The following is an 18,688-nucleotide window of genomic DNA, read 5'->3' as shown; positions in this document are numbered from 1 at the left end:
TTTTCCTTCCGAGTTGAATCATGAGTCTCATTAGCCTCGAGAATATCGAGATTGCGGTGGGCGGACCACCGCTGCTTGATCATGCCAATCTAGTCGTCGAACCGGGCGAGCGGGTTTGCGTGGTCGGACGTAATGGGGCGGGTAAGTCTACGCTGCTGCGTTTAATGGCTGGTGAGATTGCTCCTGATGATGGCCAAATACGCCGTCATGATTCGGTGGTGGTGGCGCGCTTAGAGCAGGCGGTGCCCGATGGCCTTGATGGCAGCATCTTTGATGTGGTGGCCGCTGGCCTCGGTGAGGTGGGTGCGCTATTGGCGCAACACCATGCGCTAACTGAGCAGCTGGTGGCCGGGGGTGAGGCGCCAGAGCTGGGCGAGGTTCAGGCAGCATTAGATGCCGCTGATGGCTGGCAGCTGGATCAGCGGGTCAGCTCAATTTTGACGCGACTAGAGCTGCCCGAGTCGGTGGCATTTGATTCTCTTTCGGGTGGGTTACGACGGCGGGTGCTCTTGGCCCGTGCGCTCGTGCGGCGGCCTGATCTGTTATTACTCGATGAGCCCACCAACCACTTAGATATCGAAGCCATTCAGTGGCTTGAGGGTTTTTTGCGTGACTACCCCGGTGCGATTGTGTTTGTTACCCACGACCGGGCTTTTTTGCAGGCAGTGGCCACGCGCATTGTTGAAATTGATAGGGGTGAGCTAACGAGCTGGCCGGGTGATTACGCCAACTTCCTGCGGCGTAAGGCTGAGCGCGCGCATGCTGAGGCCATTGAGCAAGCTCGGTTTGATAAAAAGCTGGCTGAAGAGGAAGCCTGGATTCGTCAGGGCATTGAAGCCCGCCGCACGCGTAATGAAGGGCGGGTGCGTGCGCTTGAGGCGATGCGTGCAGCACGCCGCGAGCGCCGCAGTGGCCCGGGTGAGGCGCGCATTGCAGTGGCCGAGGCTGAGCGCTCAGGCAAACGCGTGATTGAGGTAGAAAATGCCTCGGTGGCGTATGGCGATAAACCGGTGGTGGTGGATTTTAGTACCCGCATTGTGCGTGGCGACCGGGTGGGCATTATTGGGCCCAATGGAGCCGGCAAAACCACCTTGCTGCGCTTGATGCTCGGTGAGATCGAGCCAGATAGCGGCACCGTACAGCTCGGCACACGCCTAGAGATTGCCTACTTTGATCAACATCGCCAAGCACTGGACGACACACAAACCGCCCGCGACAATGTAGCTGGCGGTGAAGATTTTATTGAACTCGGTGACGGCCGGCGCCGCCATGTGATGGGTTACTTGCAGGATTTTTTATTCACGCCTGATCGCGCCAATGCGCCAATCTCGCGCTTATCGGGCGGAGAGCGCAATCGTTTGTTACTGGCCCGATTGTTCTCGCGCCCCAGCAATCTCTTAGTGCTTGATGAGCCCACTAACGACTTAGATGTGGAAACGCTGGAGTTGCTCGAAGAGCGCCTAGTGGATTATGAGGGTACGTTGTTATTGGTCTCTCATGACCGTGCGTTTTTGGACAATGTGGTCACCAGCGTTATCGCCCCTGAGGGCGGCGGGCATTTTGCCGAATATGTGGGCGGCTATGCCGATTGGCAGCGGCAAACCGCAGCAGCGCGATCAAGCGAAAGCGAGGCGCCGAGCAAGCCGGTGGGGCAATCTAAGCCGCCGGCGCAACCCAAGCCAGCGCCCAAAAAGCCCCTTGGCAAAAAGCTCAGCTCAAAAGAGCTGCGCGAGCTGGAGGCCTTGCCTGCGCAAATCGAAGCCCTTGAGCAGGCCGTAGCGCGCGCCGCCGAGGCGGTGAATGATCCAGCGCTTTATCAGCAGGGCGATGAAGCCGCCATTAAAGCGGCAGCGGCTCAATTAAAAGCCGCTGAAGCCGATTTTGAGGCCGCGTTTAACCGCTGGGAGGCCTTAGAGGCCCGCCACACTGGGTAAACCCGCTAGCGCCATGGATTGCTCCGCCGCACTGGCGTCTTCTTCCTTGAGCTTGCCAGCTAGGTAGTCCGTGTACGCCTGCATATCAAAGTTGCCATGCCCGCAGAGATTAAATAGCAGCGCCTTTGATTCGCCCGTTTCACGGCAGCGAATAGCCTCATCGATGGTGGCTTTGACGGCATGATTGGCCTCAGGTGCCGGAATAATGCCCTCAGCACGAGCAAATTCTAAACCCGCAGCAAAGCATTCGAGCTGCCCGTAAGCGCGCGGTTTGATATAGCCCAAATCGGTCAGATGACTAATTTGCGGCGCCATACCGTGATAGCGCAAACCGCCGGCATGAAAGCCGGGTGGTACAAAGGCTGAGCCTAGCGTGTGCATTTTAGTGAGCGGTGTCATATGCGCGGTATCACCCCAGTCATACGCAAACTTTCCTTGCGTGAGTGTGGGGCAGGAGGCCGGCTCAACGGCAATAAACTCAACGGCCTTGCCGCCGCGTAGCTGCTCACCTAAAAATGGAAAGGCAATGCCGGCAAAGTTAGAGCCACCACCGGTGCAACCGATGACCATATCGGGGTAGTCGTCGACCATTTCTAGCTGCCGGCGGGCTTCGATGCCCGCGATGGTCTGATGCAGCAGCACATGATTGAGCACACTGCCTAGGGCGTATTTGGTGTCATCTCGCTGCACCGCAAGCTCCACCGCTTCGCTAATCGCGATACCTAAGCTGCCGGTGCTATCGGGGTTGTCGGCCAAAATGGCTCGGCCCGCGGCGGTTAGGTTACTTGGGCTTGCCGTACACGTCGCGCCAAAGCTCTCCATAAAGGCTCGGCGATAGGGCTTTTGGTTAAAGCTAACCTTCACCATAAAGACTTCGATTTCTAAATCAAACATGGCCCCGGCCAGCGCCAGTGACGAACCCCATTGTCCCGCGCCCGTTTCGGTGGTGATGCGCTTGACGCCCTCGGCCTTGTTATAGAAAGCCTGCGCAATGGCCGTGTTGGGTTTATGGCTGCCGGCCGGGCTGACGCCCTCGTATTTATAGTAAATGCGAGCAGGCGTGTTGAGCGCTTTTTCTAGCCGTCGTGCTCTAAATAACGGCGATGGGCGCCATTGGCGATAGACCTCGCGCACCGGGTCGGGAATATCGATGTTCCGCTCGGTACTCATCTCCTGCTCGATTACGGCCATCGGAAAAAGCGGTGCTAAGTCATCCGGCCCAACGGGCTTATGGGTGACCGGGTGTAATACGGGTGCCAGCGGTACCGGCAGATCCGCATTAATGTTGTACCACTGCTTGGGCATCTCGGTTTCTGGCAGCAGGATTTTTACGGTATCGCTCATGACGACAGCAGCCTCTTTATTCAGTTGGTTTAATACCGCAATTTTATCACGGCTGACTTAATGCCGATGCCAGCGCGTTATGTTTGGCAATGTGCTCTGCTAGGTCATGCTCGAGCAGCGTGGCGTTTTTAACTAATGTCTTGCCGTTGACCATCACCCAATCTGCCCGCGCCGGCGCACAAAACACAAGGGCGCCAAGCGGGTCATGCACGGCGGCACCCGCCAGTTCTAAGCGGTCAAGCCGGTAGCCGACGATGTCTGCGGCTTTGCCGACTGCCAGCTCGCCAATGTCGCTGCGGCCCAATAATGCGGCGCCTTCACGGGTTGCCATGCTTAATGCCTGCTCGGCGGTCAGTGCGCTTGCCCCATGGGTTACCCGTTGTAGGAGTAGTGCTTGGCGCACTTCGCCCAGTAAGTTGGCTGTGTCATTAGAGGCCGCACCATCAACCCCTAAGCCCACTGGAATGCCATGGCCACGCAGCGATTGCACGGGGGCAATGCCATTGCCAAGACGCATATTCGAGCAAGGGCAATGGGTAATGCCGCAGCCATTAACGCTAAGCCGCACGATATCGCTGTTGGATAAGTACACGCCATGGGCAAACCACACATCGTCGGCTAACCACCCCAGAGATTCCACGTAGCTTACTGGGGTTTCGCCAAGGTTTTCTCGGCACCAGTCAATCTCATGCTGGCTTTCTGCCAGATGGGTATGCAGGCGCAGGTCATGTTGGCGGGCCAATGCGGCTGTGTTGCGCATGGACTCAGCCGAAACGGAGTAGGGCGAGCAAGGAGCAAGTATTACCTGCAACATACTGCCAGGGCGAGGATCATGAAATTGCTCAATCACACGCTCATCCTGATCGCAGGCAACATGAAAACGCATGCCCATGCTCTGCATCACCTCAACCTGATCATCAACGCGACAGCCATTTGGCCAGAGATAGTTATGATCCATGCTGGTCGTGCAGCCGCTAAGCAACAACTCAGCCGCGGCAATGCGCGTGGCGCTTTGTAGCGCTTCTGGTGTGACTTTTTGCCATAACGGGTCGTGCAGGCGTTGCCATTCAATAACTCCTGCGTTTTGGGCAGCGGGTAATGCGCGCGTCAGTGTTTGTAAAAAGTGCCCGTGGGTATTAATGAGCCCCGGTATTAACACCATGCCGCTGGCATCAATTAGCTCGCAGCCATCCGTGGACAGCTCATGGGCGGGCCCCATCGCCTCAATCCATCCGTCTTTAACGATCAGGCTGGCGTTTTGGAGTGCGGGGCTATCGGCGCCGGGGTTAATAATCCAATCGGCGTTTAAAATGGCAAGCGGTGTCATGGGCTCTCTCCATGCGGCATGGCGCGCGTGATTGCGGCACCAAAAAGCAGGATTAGTGCCGAGGCATAAATCCACACCAACAATAATACGAGAGAGCCGGCGGCACCATAAGCAGAAGCAGGGGCCGTGAGTGTCAAATATTGAGCAATTAAGTGCCGGCCAATTAAGAATAAAAATGCAGTAATGATTGCGCCCGGCAACACATCGCGCCACCGCAGAGAAACATTCGGCAAAATCCGAAATACCAGTGCAAATAGCAATGTCATCAGCGCTAAGCTTAAGCCTGTTTCAAGCCCGGCAATCAAAGAAAAATCAGTCGCCCTTAAGACAACAGTCATTAGCAGCGATGCCATGATGATCAACGCAAACACCAGCGCAATCACCAAGGAGAGCAGTCGATTAATGGCGAGTGTGATCAGGTTATTGCTATGCCGTGGCTCGGTAACATCCCAGATGCCATTTAAAGCTCGCTGTAGCTGAACAAAGACTGCGGAGGCGCCGACGAGCATGGCAAAAATGCCGGCCACAGTAGGCAGCCAACCGGTTTGTGTGATTTGCGTGCTGGCAATCACTTGCTCAACTACCTGCGCAGGCTCAGGACCAATCAGCCCCTCAAGCTGACCGATAATCCGCCCGGCAGCCGCCTCGGGGCCCAGCACAATGCCCGTGGCGGTCACGGCAAAAATCATAATCGGTGCTAGCGAGAAGAGCGTATAAAAAGCCAGTGCCGCGGCATTGGCAAATACATTACCCGTAATCCAAATTTTGACTGCGCCCTTAATCACCCGAAGTGGCGCACTTAGACCCATCGTCTCACCCGTCTGCAGTAGGCACGGTAATCTTCGCCAAACTTAACCGCTAATGCTTGCTCCTCAGGCCGAATCTGAAAGTAATTAAGATAGATAACGAAGGCTGGCAACAACACAACACTCACGATGTTGGCCAGCCAAACCAACCAAGCTGCCAGTAGCAGTGCATCGGCTAGGTAAATTGGATTGCGGCTGCGCCGAAAAGGGCCACTGGTGATTAAGTGGCTGGCCTTTTCGGGGTGCATTGGGTTAAGCGTGGTGTGGTGGCGAATAATCCACCAGGCGGCAGCAAACATGAGTGTGAGCGCGGCCCCTGTCAACATTCCCGCAAGCGTATGCATGCCTTCAATCGGCAGCCGCCAGCTCGGCAGCAGCCAATCAATCACCCAAGCAATACCGCCGGCAATAAGAAGTACTAAGGGCGGTGGAAGTTTTGTTTTCATGCCACTCAACGCGGCGCGATACCTCGCAGCCGTTCTGAGCGACGGCGCAGCAGCTCAACCACGGTGAGCAGGGCAACAGAAATCATCACCAAAATGGTGGCCGCCGCTAGAATGGTGGGGCTAATTTGCTCGCGGATGCCAGACCACATTTCGCGTGGAATGGTGCGTTGTTCAACGCCGGCAATAAACAACACAATCACGATTTCATCAAACGACGTGATAAAGGCGAATAGTGCACCAGAGATAACCCCGGGCAGGATGAGCGGCATCGTGACTCGCCGGAAAACCGTGGTGGGCGGTGCCCCAAGCCCTGCTGCTGCACGCGTTAGTGTGTGATCAAAGCCCACAAGCGTGGCGGTAACGGTGATTACCACAAAAGGCGTGCCGAGCGCAGTGTGAGCAAGCACAACGCCTAGGAAGGTTTGCGCTAAGTTGATCGATGAGAAGAAAAAGAACATACCCGCGGCGGAAATAATCAGCGGTACCACCATTGGCGAGATTAAGATGCCCATGATCAGGCCTTTAAACGGCATGTGGGCCCGGCTTAAGCCTAGAGCCGCTAGCGTGCCCAGTGTGGTGGCTAATACGGTAGAAGCAATGCCAATCAAAAATGAGTTTCTAATTGAGCGCATCCAGCTATCCGAGCTAAATAATTCCGCATACCAGCGTAGCGAGTAACCCTCAGGATTGAGCGTGAGCATCTTCTGGCTAAACGTAAAGTAGGGCTCAGCGTTAAAGCTCAGCGGTATCATGATCAGGATGGGCGCCATCAAAAAGAAAAAGATTAGCGCGCAAATCACTCGAAAGGCGTAATACCAAAATCGTTCGAATGGTGAGGCGTAACTTGGCAGTGCCATGGCGTGCTTTACTCCCTCAACCTAGCTTTAGACTGTCAGCACCAACCAAACGGTTGTACGCCCAATAAAGAATGAGTACGCCCACCAGCAGCATGCTGCCAAGCGCGGCTGCTAGCCCCCAGTTCAGCGATTGCTGCATATGCCGAGCAATTTCATTTGAAATCATGCGCCCAGACTGCCCGCCAACCAGGGCGGGTGTAATGTAATAGCCAATCGAGATGATAAAAACCAGCACACCTCCAGCCCCAATGCCAGGCAGCGTCAGCGGGAAATAAACCCGCCGAAACGCAGTCCAGGGTTTTGCGCCAAGGCTTTTAGCCGCTCTCATATAAGAGGGCGGAATGTTTTTCATGACCGAATAAAGGGGCAGCACCATAAAGGGCAGCAGTATGTGCGTCATGGCGATGATTGTGCCCTGCATGTTGTACATCAACGAGTAGCGCTGATCATCGCTAATGAAATTCATGGCAACCGCCGCATTGTTAATCACGCCTTGCTGCTGCAGCAGCACAATCCAAGAGGTGGTGCGCACAAGCAAAGACGTCCAAAAGGGCAGTAGCACGCAAATCATTAACAGATTTGCATAGCGCATTGGCAGCGTGGACATATAAAACGCAATAGGAAAGCCCAGCGCAAAGGTCAAAAACAAAATGATGCCGGATAGCGCTAAGGTTCTGCCAAACAGGCTGACGTAGATGCGTCGATTTTCGTCACGAAGCACAATTTTGCCTTCGCTGTCATATTCACGGTCGAGTGCAGCCACGTAATACGAGGCGGTTAGGGGTCTGCCCTCTCGCTCAAGAATTTGCCAAAGCTCTGGGTTGCCCCAGTTGCGATGGGCATCTAGAAACGCTTCTTTAAAGGGTGGCTCAAATTCGTCAACCGCACGGCTGGTGCGTGCAATTGCACCGCGGGCGCCACTAAGTTCGTAGTTCAGGCGCACACCCATGCGGCCCATCCACTGTTCGCGGCGCGGCAGCTCAGCATCTGCGCGCATATCTTCGGCTAGCGCAGCATAGACGGGTTCATCAGGCAGGCCTTCGCCATCCCACTCCTGCAGCGCCTCTAAAGTGCGCGGAATGGCATTGACGATTTGCGGGTTATCCACGCTTCGCCACATCATTTGGCCAATCGGGAAAATAAAAATCACTAATAAAAAGGCCAGTAACGGCCCGACGAGCGCCAGAGCGGTTAGCTTACGCGTCCGCTCTGCCCGCTGAAGACTGCGCTTTAGCGGTTGCCCGTCGGCCGTTACTAGGCCGGATGATGTTGTTTGATCATCCATACGTCGTTAATTGCTTACTGCAGCATCCAGTTAGCAAAACGCTCACGCAACTCATCACCATAGTCCGCCCAGAAGTCGTTATTCAGGACGATTGGCGCATAGTAGTTGTCAGGATTGGTGGGCATATGTGGGCCCATCTCAATCCCTAAATCAGCGTGAGTTGACACCAAGGGTGCCGAAGAGGCGCGAGCAGGGCCGTACGAAATGTACTTAGCCTGATCGGCCAGACGCTGCGTATCGGTGGCAAAGTACAAGTAGTCCATCACCTGATCGACGTTTTCGCCATCAGCGGGTACAACCCAGCCGTCCCACTCAACAATTTGGCCATCCCAAATAATGTCAAATGGCTGGCCTTCTACCTCAGAGGCAGCAAACATACGACCGTTGTAGCCGGTTGCGAATGCGACTTCACCGTCTGCGAGCAGCTGAGGTGCTTGTGCGCCTTCCGTCCAGAACACAATATGTTCTTTAATGGTGTCGAGTTTGGCAAACGCACGATCAACACCCTCTGGCGTGGCCAGCACGTCGTAGATGTCTTCGATTGGCACACCATCAGCGTACAGAGCCCATTCTAGGTTTGTGCCAGGGCGATCCTGCAGGGCACGACGGCCTGGATAGTTCTCTACGTCAAACAAATGTTCGATCGTGGTGGGCTGCTTGTCATCTGGGAACTGCTCATGATTAACCGTGAGCACCGTTGAGTACACGATCTGGGGAATAAAGCATTCGCCCAAGCTGCCCGGCAGGAAATCTTCGCTGGCTGGGGTGCCGTCTGGCGCGGGTGCGAGCATGGCATCATGATCAATTGGCATGATGATGCCTTCGTCACAGGCAAGCTGCGCATCGGATGGCAGCATGTCAACCAAGTCCCAAGTTACATTGCCGGCTTGCGCCTGAGCGCGTAGGCCCGCTAATGCGTTGGCGGAGCCATCATCGTTAATGATGGTGACATGAGGATTTGCCTCCATATACGGGTCATGGTAGGCGCGCTGCTGACTTTCAGTGTACGCACCACCCCAAGAGACAACAGTCATATTGACCGGATCATCAGCTTTAACGACACCGCCTACAGCCATAATTGCTGCTGCAGCGCCAAGGGCTGTCATTGTTCTTGTCTTCATCTTCCTTGCTCCTATCTATGGATTTCACTCGTTGTGGGTTGAGTGTTCATGAAGCATCGAGGGCATGGCAGTCTGCAACTGACCACCCCACATCGATGCGCCGGCCTTTTGCGAGGTGATGACCTGCGCCGGTATTCGGAACTTTGACGATAAATTCATCATCGCCACACACGCGAACGCGTGTTCTGATGTGATCGCCAAGGTATATAAGCTCAAGGACCTCTGCCTCAAACACGTTTTCCATGTGGTCAGGCATATCTTTTTCGGGAATGACCATCACACGCTCTGGGCGTAGGGATAGCGTGGTTTTGCTACCTACCCCGTCAATATTGACGGCGCTTGCTTTGATGACATCACCATTGTCTAACTGCACGGTACAGGTGCCGTTGTTGGCCTCTGTGACCGTGCCGATTAACTTATTATTTTCACCAATAAATGCGGCCACAAAGGCATTTTTTGGATGTTCATAGAGTTCGGTGGGTGAAGCCAGCTGTTGAACAACACCATCTTCAAACACCGCAATGCGGTTAGACATCGTGAGCGCTTCTGACTGATCGTGGGTCACGTAAACCACCGTCACGCCGAGCTGCTCATGGATATGTTTAATCTCATACTGCATTTGCTCACGCAGATTTTTATCGAGCGCGCCCAGCGGCTCGTCCATCAGCACAAGGCTAGGTTCAAACACCAACGCTCTGGCAACGGCCACGCGCTGTTGCTGCCCGCCGGAGAGCTGTGCTGGCATTCGGTCGCCCAAATCACCGAGCTCGACCATATCGAGCACCCGCTGAACGCGACTTTTTATTTCTGAACGGTTGATTTTGCGAACTTCGAGAGGAAAGGCGAGATTTTCGGCAACGGACATGTGGGGGAAGAGGGCGTAATTCTGAAAGACCATCCCAATGCCGCGTTTATGCGGGGCCGTGTTATCAATCTTTTCGCCATCTAAAAAAATGTTGCCGTGAGTGGCGGTTTCAAACCCTGCCAGCATCATGAGGCAGGTTGTTTTGCCTGAGCCGGAAGGGCCAAGCATTGTTAGAAACTCACCTTGTGCGATGTCGAGGTTAAGGTTTTTTACAACCAGTGCCTCGCCGTCGTAGCTTTTTTGAACATTTTCAAATCGCACAAAGGCAGTGTCGTCTCCTGCCGTAGAATCCATTCGCTAATTGCCCCGTTATCCCCAATAGACAGTATTAACCTTTACCATTTTGTGACTGAATGCAACCGTCAATTATGTTGCGGCGCAGCAAAAGGGCCCGGAGAGCTAGTCAACCTCTGGGATTGTTTCCTCGAGGATGGAGCAGATCGTATCTACTTGATCACGCTCGATAATAAAGGGTGGGCCGAGCTGCAAACTATCGGCCGTAAAGCGCACATAGAGGCCTTTTTTCCAGCATCGCATGGCAATTTCCCAAGGCCGCCGCGCAGCCTCTTTTGGATGCGGTGCTAACTGAATGGCTGCCGCCATTCCTAAATTTCGAATGTCAACAACGTGCTTCAAATCAGCCAGTCGATGCACTTGCTCTTCAAAATAGGGCGCCATCGCGGCCGCTCGATCAGCCATTTTGTCTTTTTCAAACACATCCATTGCCGCTAGCCCCGCAGCACATGCCAGCGGGTGCCCTGAATAGGTATAACCATGCGCAAATTCGGGAATATATGCAGGCGTATCGCCGTGCATAAACGCTTCATAAACCTCGCTTGAGGCCACAACGGCCCCCATTGGCACAGCGCCGTTGGTAATGTTTTTGGCCAAGGTCATGATGTCGGGCTGAACGTTAAATAACGTGGCGCCAAAATCCGCACCCGTGCGCCCAAACCCAGTGAGCACTTCATCAAAGATCAGTAAAATATTGTGCTGATCGCAGATTGCGCGTAATCGCTGCAGATACCCTTCAGGAGGTACTATTACTCCGGCAGATCCCGACATGGGCTCAACAATCACTGCGGCAATGGTGCTGGGATCATGCAGCGCAATACGCTCTTCGAGTTGATCGGCCAGATGCAACCCATGGGGTGGCAATCCGCGGCTAAATCGGTTTTCTGGCAAAAGGGTGGCAGAGAGGTGATCGGCCTCCATCATTGGGCCAAACATTTTCCGGTTTGGCGTAATGCCGCCAACACTGGTGCCACCCACATTCACGCCGTGATAGCCCTTTACGCGGCCAATCAACCGTGTTTTGGCAGGCTCGCCTTTGAGCCGCCAGTACGCGCGTGCCATTTTGATGGCGGTATCGGCTGACTCTGAGCCGGAATTGGTGAAGAACACATGATCAAGCCCAGCGGGTGTGAGATCTCGCACGCGCTCAGCCAGTTGAAACGCCCCCGGGTGCCCAAACTGAAACTGGGGGGCATAGTCCAGTGTTTTGGCTTGCTTGGCGATGGCCTCTGCAATTTCTGGCCGACCATGGCCAAAGCTACAGCACCACAGGCCCGAGAGGCTATCCAGAATCTTGCGCCCATCATCGCTGTGTAAATAGCAGCCCTCAGCCCCTACGATAATGCGCGGGTCTTGTTTGAATTGCCGGTTGCCGGTAAAGGGCATCCACTGGGCTTGAAGTTGTGAATTTGTGAGCATGCTGTTTTGCCCTTAAGTGACCTGATGAGGCTTTGGGCTAGTAAAGCATATTTGCGATGAGAGTGTGAGGAGTCGCAAATCCCCCCGAAAAATGATCGAGTCGATAAGTGGAATTTTGTGCCCTTCGGAGCACATGCTGATTAGTGGTTGATTCATTGGCGTGGTCGCGTAGTCGTTCAGGCGGACAGTTCATGTGTCAGATTGGGATGCTTGACGATCAGGTGCAGCAGGCAGACCACGGCGCCAGGCGGTGAAAATCGGCCCTGTTCCCAATCGCGGAGCGTCGCGACGGGCGTGGCGATCCGCTCGGCAAACGCGGCTTGGGTTAGACCAGATTTTTCCCGCGCTAAACGCACCAGTATTTGATCGGGGGTGGTCACGCGCCCCGTACCCTGTTGCGCTTCTTTGAGCGCCTGACGCAAATCTGGCAGCTTTTCACCAGCATCAGTTTCGATGGCTTTGGCTACGGCTTCAATATCAATAATCTTACCCATGTCGTATCACCTTTGTGATTTCAGAGGGATTCATGTTGCTTCGGTCGGCTTTGGCGTACACGGCCACGAGCATCACGACTTCCTCTTCAGTTAGATTGAAGTAGATCACGCGAGCGCCGCCGGACTTGCCCGAGCCGGCGCGGCTCCAGCGCACTTTGCGCGCCCCGTCAGCGCCAGGAATAACATTTCCAGCCTGTTTCTGGAATGTTGGGGTTTCGATCACAGTGCGCATGAGCCTATAGTATACGGGATTCCCGTATAAAAACAAAGCCGTTGTAAATTGCAAAGGGCTTGGGCGCTTTGTGCCTGCTCAGCTCTCAAAATCTCCCGCAAAGTTCTTTGGTATATGTAAAATCTTGCGGTCTACTTCGTTAATGTCGCGATGGCCGCACAGCGCCATGGTGGTGTCCATTTCCTTGTGCAGTACTTCAAGGGCTTTGGTTACGCCGGCCTCGCCCATGGCGCCAAGGCCATAAACCCAGGAGCGGCCGATCATCACGCCATTTGCGCCCAGGGCCAGCGCCTTGAGGATGTCTTGGCCAGAGCGGATGCCGCTATCGAAGTAGACTTCCATTTTATCGCCCACCTCATCGAGGATGGCGGGCAGCATGCGGATGGAACTCAGGGTGCCGTCGAGCTGGCGGCCGCCGTGGTTAGACACCACAATGGCATCGGCGCCAAGCTCTGCTGCGCGGCGGGCATCTTCAGGGTCCATAATGCCCTTAAGAACCACTTTGCCGCCCCACATATCCATGAGTTCTTTAACGCGGTTCCAATCAAGCGCATGGTCAAAGGCCTCAGCAGTCCATGACGACAGCGAGCTGGGGTTGGTAACGCCCTTGGCATGGCCTACCACGTTGCCAAAGGTGCGGCGCTTGGTTTGCAGCATGCCAAGACCCCAGCGAACTTTGGTCATCATGTCTGCAATAGAGCGCACGGTCAGCTTGGGTGGCGCGCTGAGGCCGTTTTTTAGGTCTTTGTGGCGCTGACCTTGTACCTGCAGATCAAGCGTGATGACGATTGCCGAACAGTTGGCTTTACGGGCGCGATCCATGAGGCGCTGCATAAAGTCATCATCCGTTAAGGTGTACACCTGAAACCAAAACGGCTTGGTGGTGGCCGCTGCCACATCTTCAATCGAGCATATTGATAGGGTGGAGAGCGTGAAAGGCACGCCAAACTTTTCTGCGGCACGGGCGGCATGAATTTCGCCATCGGCATGCTGCATACCGGTTAGGCCAACGGGGGCAAGGGCAACCGGCATGCTGACGTCTTGGCCCAGCATTTTGGTGGCGGTGGTGCGGTTGGTCATGTCAATCGCCACGCGCTGGCGGAAATACAAGTCGTTAAAATCGCTGGTATTTTCTTGAAAGGTTTGTTCAGACCAGCTGCCCGTTTCGCAGTAGTCGTAGAACATCTTTGGCACCCGGCGGTGATAGATTTTTTTCAAGTCATCAATACAGGTAATTACCGCCACGTGGGGGTCCTCCTCGTTTATTTACCAAGCCACAGGCTCTGCCAAAAATCGACTTCGCACTGGGCTGCTTTTGTGTATGCGCGCTGAATAATGGTTCGGTCTTGTTCGCTCTGCCCGCAGCGATCAATCTCTGCTTCAAACTGCAGTACGGCATCTTGAAATGCCGGATCCCGATAAGTATCGATCCAAGCTCGATAATCGGGGTCAGTGCAGCAATTGTTGGCATGAAGGCTTTGCGCAATTTGTGCATATCCTACCGCGCATGGGGTTAATGTGGCGACTATTGCCGGGTAATTTCCCCAGGTCGCTTGCAGAGTTTGCACATAAGCAACCGTGCCCGAAAAGGGGCTGGCCTGATCCAGATCAGCCGGATTTAGCCCAAATTTAGCCGCCAGGCCGCGGTGCAGGTCGAGCTCTTCTTCCTGCGTTAGGCGAAAGAGCTCTTGCCAGAACGCGCGGGCAGATGCATCAGGGGCGATCTGGCTGGCCTGCGCCAGCGTTTGCAGATAAGACTGCAAATAGAGCCAGTCTTGAACAATCCAGCGTGTGAATTGCGCCTTTGGCAGACTGCCATCCCCAATACCCTGCACAAATGGGTGGTGCAGGGCTGCTGAAAACAGTGCGGCATTGTCGGCCTTAATCTGCGCGGCGAGCGAGGATGGCAACATAATCACCTGCTTCATGGCCATCGCGCGGCTGCTCGGCAATTTCGCCGGCGCGCACGGGGTGGGTGGTTAGCGTTTGAGCGGTCTTAACAATCGAAAACCCGGCAGACTCCAGTGCGGCCACGCGTTCCGCGGTGGTCCACCAGTTTGCGGATTTTACGAAGGGCATGGGGTAGGGGCTTTGCGGTGCTACGCCTTGCATGAGCGGGTGATCCCATGTGCCCAGCTGTGCGGCAAGGCAATAGAGAATGCCAAAACTGCTTTCGCGCGGCACATCGATAACCAGAATAAATCCACCGGGTTTAAGGGCATCGTGCGCGCGTTTAAAAACGGGCGCCATCGCTTTGACATACGAGGTAGACCCATTAAACATGAGCATATCAAAGGTTTGGTCTCCAAAATCGGCGTTCTCCGCGGTGCTGATACTTACCTCCATGCCGCGGCTTTTGGCAATTTCTGCCATGCCCTCAGCAGGCTCAACGCCATCGGTTACTTCGATATCAAAATCGCGCTTGAGCACCGCTTCAAAAAGCCCAGTGCCGCATCCAACCGACAGCACGCGTGCCGGATGCGGGTTGGGCCAAATATGCGCCAGCAGTCGGACTTCACTTTCTAATAACGGCTGATTATCAGCAAACCAGACATCGTAATCGTTAGCAAAAAGCTCAAAGCCCGTTGATTCGGTCATCGGTGGTCACTCCGTTTTATATGTCAGAAGAGAATAGGGTAGCCTATAAATTAGTGTTGTAGAGGTGCTGACGATGATGATGCATAACCCCCCACATCCCGGTGAAGTTTTACGTGAACTTTGCCTTGAGCCAATGGGCTTGTCGGTAACGGCGGCAGCAGAGGCGTTGGGAGTTAGCCGCAAAACGCTTAGTGCCGTTTTGAACGGCAAGGCGGGCATCAGTCCAGAGATGGCGGTGAGGCTCTCGATCGCATTTGATACCTCTGCGGAGAGTTGGCTTAATCAGCAATCGCAGTATGAACTCTGGCATGCTGAGCAAAATCGTAAAGCGCTTAAGGTTAAGAGGCTTGTCGCTGCGTAGACCAACTGAGCTAGGGAAGGTGACGTTCGCTTATGACAGACACGTTAGTTCGGCAGCTGATTATGCTGCGGCGGATACCGCGCCATCCTCGTAAAATCACGGTGCGTGAGCTTGGTGAGCATCTTGACAATCAAGGTTATGCGGTAACACAGCGTACGATTCAGAGAGATCTTCTGACCCTATCGGGCCGGGTGTTTGGATTGATTTTGGATGATCGCAGCCGACCACATGGCTGGTGTTGGGATCAGTCAGCGGGTGTGATTGATATTCCAGGCATGGAGCCGCAAGCCGCGCTGGCGTTTAAGTTGGCGGAGCATTGGGGTGAGCAGCTGATGGCCCCATCCACCGTGAGTGCGCTTGAGCCGTATTTTCGTCAGGCAGAGCAAGTACTTAGCGATAGCGCCAGCCCAATTAGTGCGTGGCCGGATAAAATTTGCACCATCACACGCGGGCAGCGGTTGATTCCACCAGCCATCGACCCGCAGGTGCTACGCAGCGTTTACGATGGCTTGTTTAACGACCGCCAGCTCAAAGCTCGCTATCAACGCCGGTATGACGGCGAAGTTAATGACTATGTGATCGCGCCATTAGGGGTGGTGTTTCGTGACGGCGTGGTTTATTTGGTATGCCAGCGCAATGATGAGGCGGAAGTGGTGCATTTGGCGATGCATCGCTTCTTAGCTGCGGAGCGGCTGGATACCCCGGTTAAGCGGCCCACAGGCTTTGAGCTTGCGGATTATGTGGGTGGCGGTCGGCTTGATTTCAAGCTAAGCGATCAGGCGTTAACACTTGAGCTGCTCGTCACGGCAAAGACTGCCGTGCATTTAGAAGAAAGCCCCCTCAGTAAAGATCAGGTGCTGCAGCCAGCCGCAGACCAGCGCATGCGCCTAACGGCAACCGTGGCCGATACTTTGCAAATCCGCTGGTGGTTACTCGGGCTTGGCGATCAAGTGGAAGTAATCAGCCCCCCCGCGCTGCGCGTTGAAATTATCGAGCGGCTTGCGCAAGCGCTGGGGCAGTATCACTAAATTTGGTGCCATGACACATCCTTGTGCCGCCGGCACGTCCCTGTGCCATGGCATTTTCAATGTAAGCGGTGTGTGCGACAGGTTGCGTCGCTTAGTGACGTTGCCGGTGTTGAGTCCTTGATATCTGTTAACTATAGTTGGCAGATGCTAGAGCTGTATACGACTGAAGAGTTTGATAAATGGTTCAAAAAAATCCGTGATAGACGGGGGCGGGCGAGGATTCAGGCAAGAATCGACCGTTTGGAAATGGGCCATTTTGGTGATGCGGTATCTGTCGGCGATGGTGTTTTTGAGTTACGTATTTTTTTGGGCCTGGTTAGCGAGTTTACTGTGCGCAGCAGTCCTTGGTTGTTGTGATTCTTTTGATCGGGGGAGATAAAGACTCCCAACGTCAAGATATTGAGAAGGCGAAAGAATTGAAGTTATTACTTGAGGTGCAAAAGTGACCGTAAATTTAACTCGCTGGGATTCAGCAAAATACCTAGAAAATGAAGACGATGTTCAAGCCTACCTAGATGCGGTTCTTGCAGAGGCGAGTGATGATCCAGCCTATTTAATGCATGCACTCGCCGTGATCGCACGAGCAAAAAACATGAGTCAGTTGGCGAGAGATACCGGTATGTCCAGAGAGGGTCTGTATAAGGCGCTTTCAGGTGATGGTAATCCCGCCTTTGCAACCGTTACGAAGATTGCAAAGGCGTTGGGATTACAAATCAGATTTGAGACCGCTGCCTAACCGCTTACTCTCCCTGACCCATCGAAAAACCCGGTTCACCGTTAAAGGTGTAAAGATGCTCGGTTTTAATGAAGTCAAGTTTGGCTGCATCAAAAGCTGCGAGCAGGCTGAGTATTTGGCTGTGGCGCAGTGGTTGATTGTCTGCTGCTTTAAAGCGGCAGCGCCAGTGATCGGTGCAGGTGGTCTCTTGTAAGCCATGGGGGTACACCTTCACCCCACGATTGGTGATTAGGCTGAGCTTGAGCTCAGATGCCGCACTAATCGCCTCAATTCGCTTACCCAAAACTTGAGGGTTTCGATCCTCTTGGTCGTACTCGATGAACACATCCACACCCACCAGTTTTTTCTCGGCCACCTTGGGTGTCTTAGTTTTGAGTGCCTTTGGGTCAGGCCAGTCACTTTTTATGTTGGTATTGGTGGTTGCTTCAGGTAAACGCTCAATCACAGCTTGCGCAAAAGCCTGGGTGCCCAGCTTTTGGTTGGATTGCTCAGTGCTAAAGATGTCTGCGGTGTGGAGGCCGGCAGCCATGGTGGCCTGCCAAGCGGTTTGAATACGCTCGGCAACATCCGCCGCGCCCGTGTAGCGAAGCATTTGTAATGCGGCAAACAGCATGCCCGATGGGTTAGCGACGTCGCATCCCGCAATATCCGGAGCTGAGCCGTGAACGGCCTCAAACATTGCAAAGTCTTGCCCGATATTCGCTGATCCCCCCAAACCTACTGACCCGGTAAGCTGCGCGGCCACATCCGATAAAATATCGCCATACAAATTGGGTGCGATAATCACCTCAAACTGCTCGGGTTGGTCAGCTAGCAGCGCGCTGCCGATGTCGATAATTAAATGCTTGGCTTCTATGTTTGGATAATCTTCGGCAACCTCGTCAAAAACTTTATGAAAAAGCCCGTCGGTTAGCTTCATGATGTTGTCTTTGGTGAGGCAATGAACGGTTTTGCGGCCTTGCGCTTGCGCCAGCTCAAAACCATAGCGAATCAGGCGCTCACAGCCCGGGCGTGAGATAAGTTTTAGGCACTGCGTAACCTCTTGGGTTTGCCTGTGCTCAATGCCCGCGTAGGTGTCTTCCTCATTTTCACGAACGATGAGCACATCCATGGCGGGATGGCGGGTCTTAATCCACGGCGCCCAGCTTTGACACGGGCGAATGTTGGCAAATAGGCCCAAGCTCTTTCTTAAGGTGACGTTAATACTCTTATAACCACCCCCTTGAGGCGTGGTGATCGGGCCTTTTAAGAGGATGCGATGTTGGCGAAGCTTGGCCCACGCTTGCTCATCAATGCCTGAAGTGGCGCCGCTCAAATAACTTTGCTCGCCCATGGCGATCGGCACGAAATCGATGGGTGCATCGGCGGCTTTAAGAATATCCACTACTGCCTGTGTAATTTCAGGGCCAATGCCATCGCCCTGTGCAAGCCCAACGCTCACCCGTTGGTGGTTATTCTGGCTAAAGGGTTGAGTGTGCTGTGGTGCCTGCAATTTGCTGATCACGGTGTCATCTAACATGGTGTGCCCCTGCTTAGCTGTG

General features: G+C 54.2%; 20 protein-coding genes. 5 read left to right on the top strand and 15 right to left on the bottom strand.

The window, feature by feature from the left end:
• Nucleotides 1-20: 20 nt before the first annotated feature.
• The gene (locus tag GH984_RS03085; RefSeq protein WP_153718715.1) at nt 21-1,934 is read left to right on the top strand and encodes an ATP-binding cassette domain-containing protein; all 1,914 of its coding nucleotides are present in this window, start codon (nt 21-23) and stop codon (nt 1,932-1,934) included.
• Here GH984_RS03085 and GH984_RS03080 read toward each other — a convergent pair.
• The 14 genes from GH984_RS03080 to GH984_RS03015 form a co-directional block, all read right to left on the bottom strand.
• Complete coding sequence (locus GH984_RS03080; RefSeq protein WP_153718714.1) at nt 1,911-3,278, bottom strand: TrpB-like pyridoxal phosphate-dependent enzyme; 1,368 nt, start codon at nt 3,276-3,278, stop codon at nt 1,911-1,913. The genes GH984_RS03085 and GH984_RS03080 overlap by 24 nt on opposite strands.
• Nucleotides 3,279-3,324: 46 nt before the next feature.
• Nucleotides 3,325-4,605, bottom strand: a complete 1,281-nt coding sequence (locus GH984_RS03075) for an amidohydrolase family protein (protein WP_153718713.1) — start codon at nt 4,603-4,605, stop codon at nt 3,325-3,327.
• Entirely contained in the window at nt 4,602-5,414 is an 813-nt protein-coding gene (locus GH984_RS03070; RefSeq protein WP_153718712.1) for a YihY/virulence factor BrkB family protein, read from the bottom strand. Before GH984_RS03070 ends, GH984_RS03075 begins: the two co-directional genes overlap by 4 nt.
• On the bottom strand, nt 5,405-5,857 hold the full coding sequence (locus GH984_RS03065) for a methyltransferase family protein (RefSeq protein ID WP_153718711.1): 453 nt from the start codon (nt 5,855-5,857) through the stop codon (nt 5,405-5,407). Before GH984_RS03065 ends, GH984_RS03070 begins: the two co-directional genes overlap by 10 nt.
• Before the next feature lie 5 nt (nt 5,858-5,862).
• The gene (locus tag GH984_RS03060; protein WP_153718710.1) at nt 5,863-6,714 is read right to left on the bottom strand and encodes an ABC transporter permease; all 852 of its coding nucleotides are present in this window, start codon (nt 6,712-6,714) and stop codon (nt 5,863-5,865) included.
• A gap of 16 nt (nt 6,715-6,730) precedes the next feature.
• Complete coding sequence (locus tag GH984_RS03055) at nt 6,731-7,999, bottom strand: ABC transporter permease (RefSeq protein WP_153718709.1); 1,269 nt, start codon at nt 7,997-7,999, stop codon at nt 6,731-6,733.
• 14 nt (nt 8,000-8,013) lie between these two features.
• Nucleotides 8,014-9,120 (bottom strand): ABC transporter substrate-binding protein, encoded by a 1,107-nt coding sequence (locus GH984_RS03050; protein ID WP_153718708.1) that lies wholly within the window; start codon nt 9,118-9,120, stop codon nt 8,014-8,016.
• Nucleotides 9,121-9,166: 46 nt separating this feature from the next.
• Nucleotides 9,167-10,279: an ABC transporter ATP-binding protein gene (locus GH984_RS03045; protein WP_153718707.1), complete on the bottom strand. Its 1,113-nt coding sequence runs from the start codon at nt 10,277-10,279 to the stop codon at nt 9,167-9,169.
• A gap of 105 nt (nt 10,280-10,384) precedes the next feature.
• Nucleotides 10,385-11,698 carry an omega-aminotransferase AptA gene (gene aptA, locus GH984_RS03040; RefSeq protein WP_153718706.1) on the bottom strand — a complete coding sequence of 438 codons (1,314 nt, stop codon included), beginning with the start codon at nt 11,696-11,698 and terminating at the stop codon, nt 10,385-10,387.
• Nucleotides 11,699-11,874: 176 nt separating this feature from the next.
• Nucleotides 11,875-12,192, bottom strand: coding sequence for a helix-turn-helix domain-containing protein (locus tag GH984_RS03035; RefSeq protein ID WP_153718705.1), 318 nt, complete (start codon nt 12,190-12,192; stop codon nt 11,875-11,877).
• Complete coding sequence (locus GH984_RS03030) at nt 12,185-12,424, bottom strand: type II toxin-antitoxin system RelE/ParE family toxin (RefSeq protein WP_153718704.1); 240 nt, start codon at nt 12,422-12,424, stop codon at nt 12,185-12,187. Before GH984_RS03030 ends, GH984_RS03035 begins: the two co-directional genes overlap by 8 nt.
• 78 nt (nt 12,425-12,502) lie before the next feature.
• A complete protein-coding gene (locus GH984_RS03025; protein ID WP_369691904.1) occupies nt 12,503-13,669 on the bottom strand; it encodes an alpha-hydroxy acid oxidase in 1,167 nt (388 codons plus the stop codon).
• A 17-nt stretch (nt 13,670-13,686) separates the two neighbouring features.
• The gene (locus GH984_RS03020; RefSeq protein ID WP_153718703.1) at nt 13,687-14,358 is read right to left on the bottom strand and encodes a TenA family protein; all 672 of its coding nucleotides are present in this window, start codon (nt 14,356-14,358) and stop codon (nt 13,687-13,689) included.
• Entirely contained in the window at nt 14,306-15,022 is a 717-nt protein-coding gene (locus tag GH984_RS03015; RefSeq protein ID WP_153718702.1) for a class I SAM-dependent DNA methyltransferase, read from the bottom strand. Before GH984_RS03015 ends, GH984_RS03020 begins: the two co-directional genes overlap by 53 nt.
• Nucleotides 15,023-15,095: 73 nt before the next feature.
• Between GH984_RS03015 and GH984_RS03010 the strand changes: the two genes are divergently transcribed.
• The 4 genes from GH984_RS03010 (at nt 15,096) to GH984_RS02995 (ending at nt 17,147) form a co-directional block, all read left to right on the top strand.
• The gene (locus GH984_RS03010) at nt 15,096-15,383 is read left to right on the top strand and encodes a HigA family addiction module antitoxin (RefSeq protein ID WP_153718701.1); all 288 of its coding nucleotides are present in this window, start codon (nt 15,096-15,098) and stop codon (nt 15,381-15,383) included.
• A 32-nt stretch (nt 15,384-15,415) separates the two neighbouring features.
• Nucleotides 15,416-16,411: a helix-turn-helix transcriptional regulator gene (locus GH984_RS03005; RefSeq protein WP_153718700.1), complete on the top strand. Its 996-nt coding sequence runs from the start codon at nt 15,416-15,418 to the stop codon at nt 16,409-16,411.
• Between the two features lie 144 nt (nt 16,412-16,555).
• Nucleotides 16,556-16,768, top strand: coding sequence for a type II toxin-antitoxin system RelE/ParE family toxin (locus GH984_RS03000; protein WP_253939087.1), 213 nt, complete (start codon nt 16,556-16,558; stop codon nt 16,766-16,768).
• An 85-nt stretch (nt 16,769-16,853) separates the two neighbouring features.
• Nucleotides 16,854-17,147, top strand: a complete 294-nt coding sequence (locus GH984_RS02995; RefSeq protein ID WP_369691903.1) for an addiction module antidote protein — start codon at nt 16,854-16,856, stop codon at nt 17,145-17,147.
• A 4-nt stretch (nt 17,148-17,151) separates the two neighbouring features.
• Here the strand turns inward: GH984_RS02995 and GH984_RS02990 are convergent, their stop codons facing one another.
• Nucleotides 17,152-18,666, bottom strand: coding sequence for an NADP-dependent isocitrate dehydrogenase (locus tag GH984_RS02990; RefSeq protein WP_153718699.1), 1,515 nt, complete (start codon nt 18,664-18,666; stop codon nt 17,152-17,154).
• Between the last annotated feature and the right edge of the window lie 22 nt (nt 18,667-18,688).

The organism is Spiribacter salilacus, assembly GCF_009649225.1.
Lineage (GTDB): Bacteria > Pseudomonadota > Gammaproteobacteria > Nitrococcales > Nitrococcaceae > Spiribacter > Spiribacter salilacus.
Note: the sequence above shows the minus strand (reverse complement) of the source record. Positions and strands in the feature narration are given on the sequence as shown.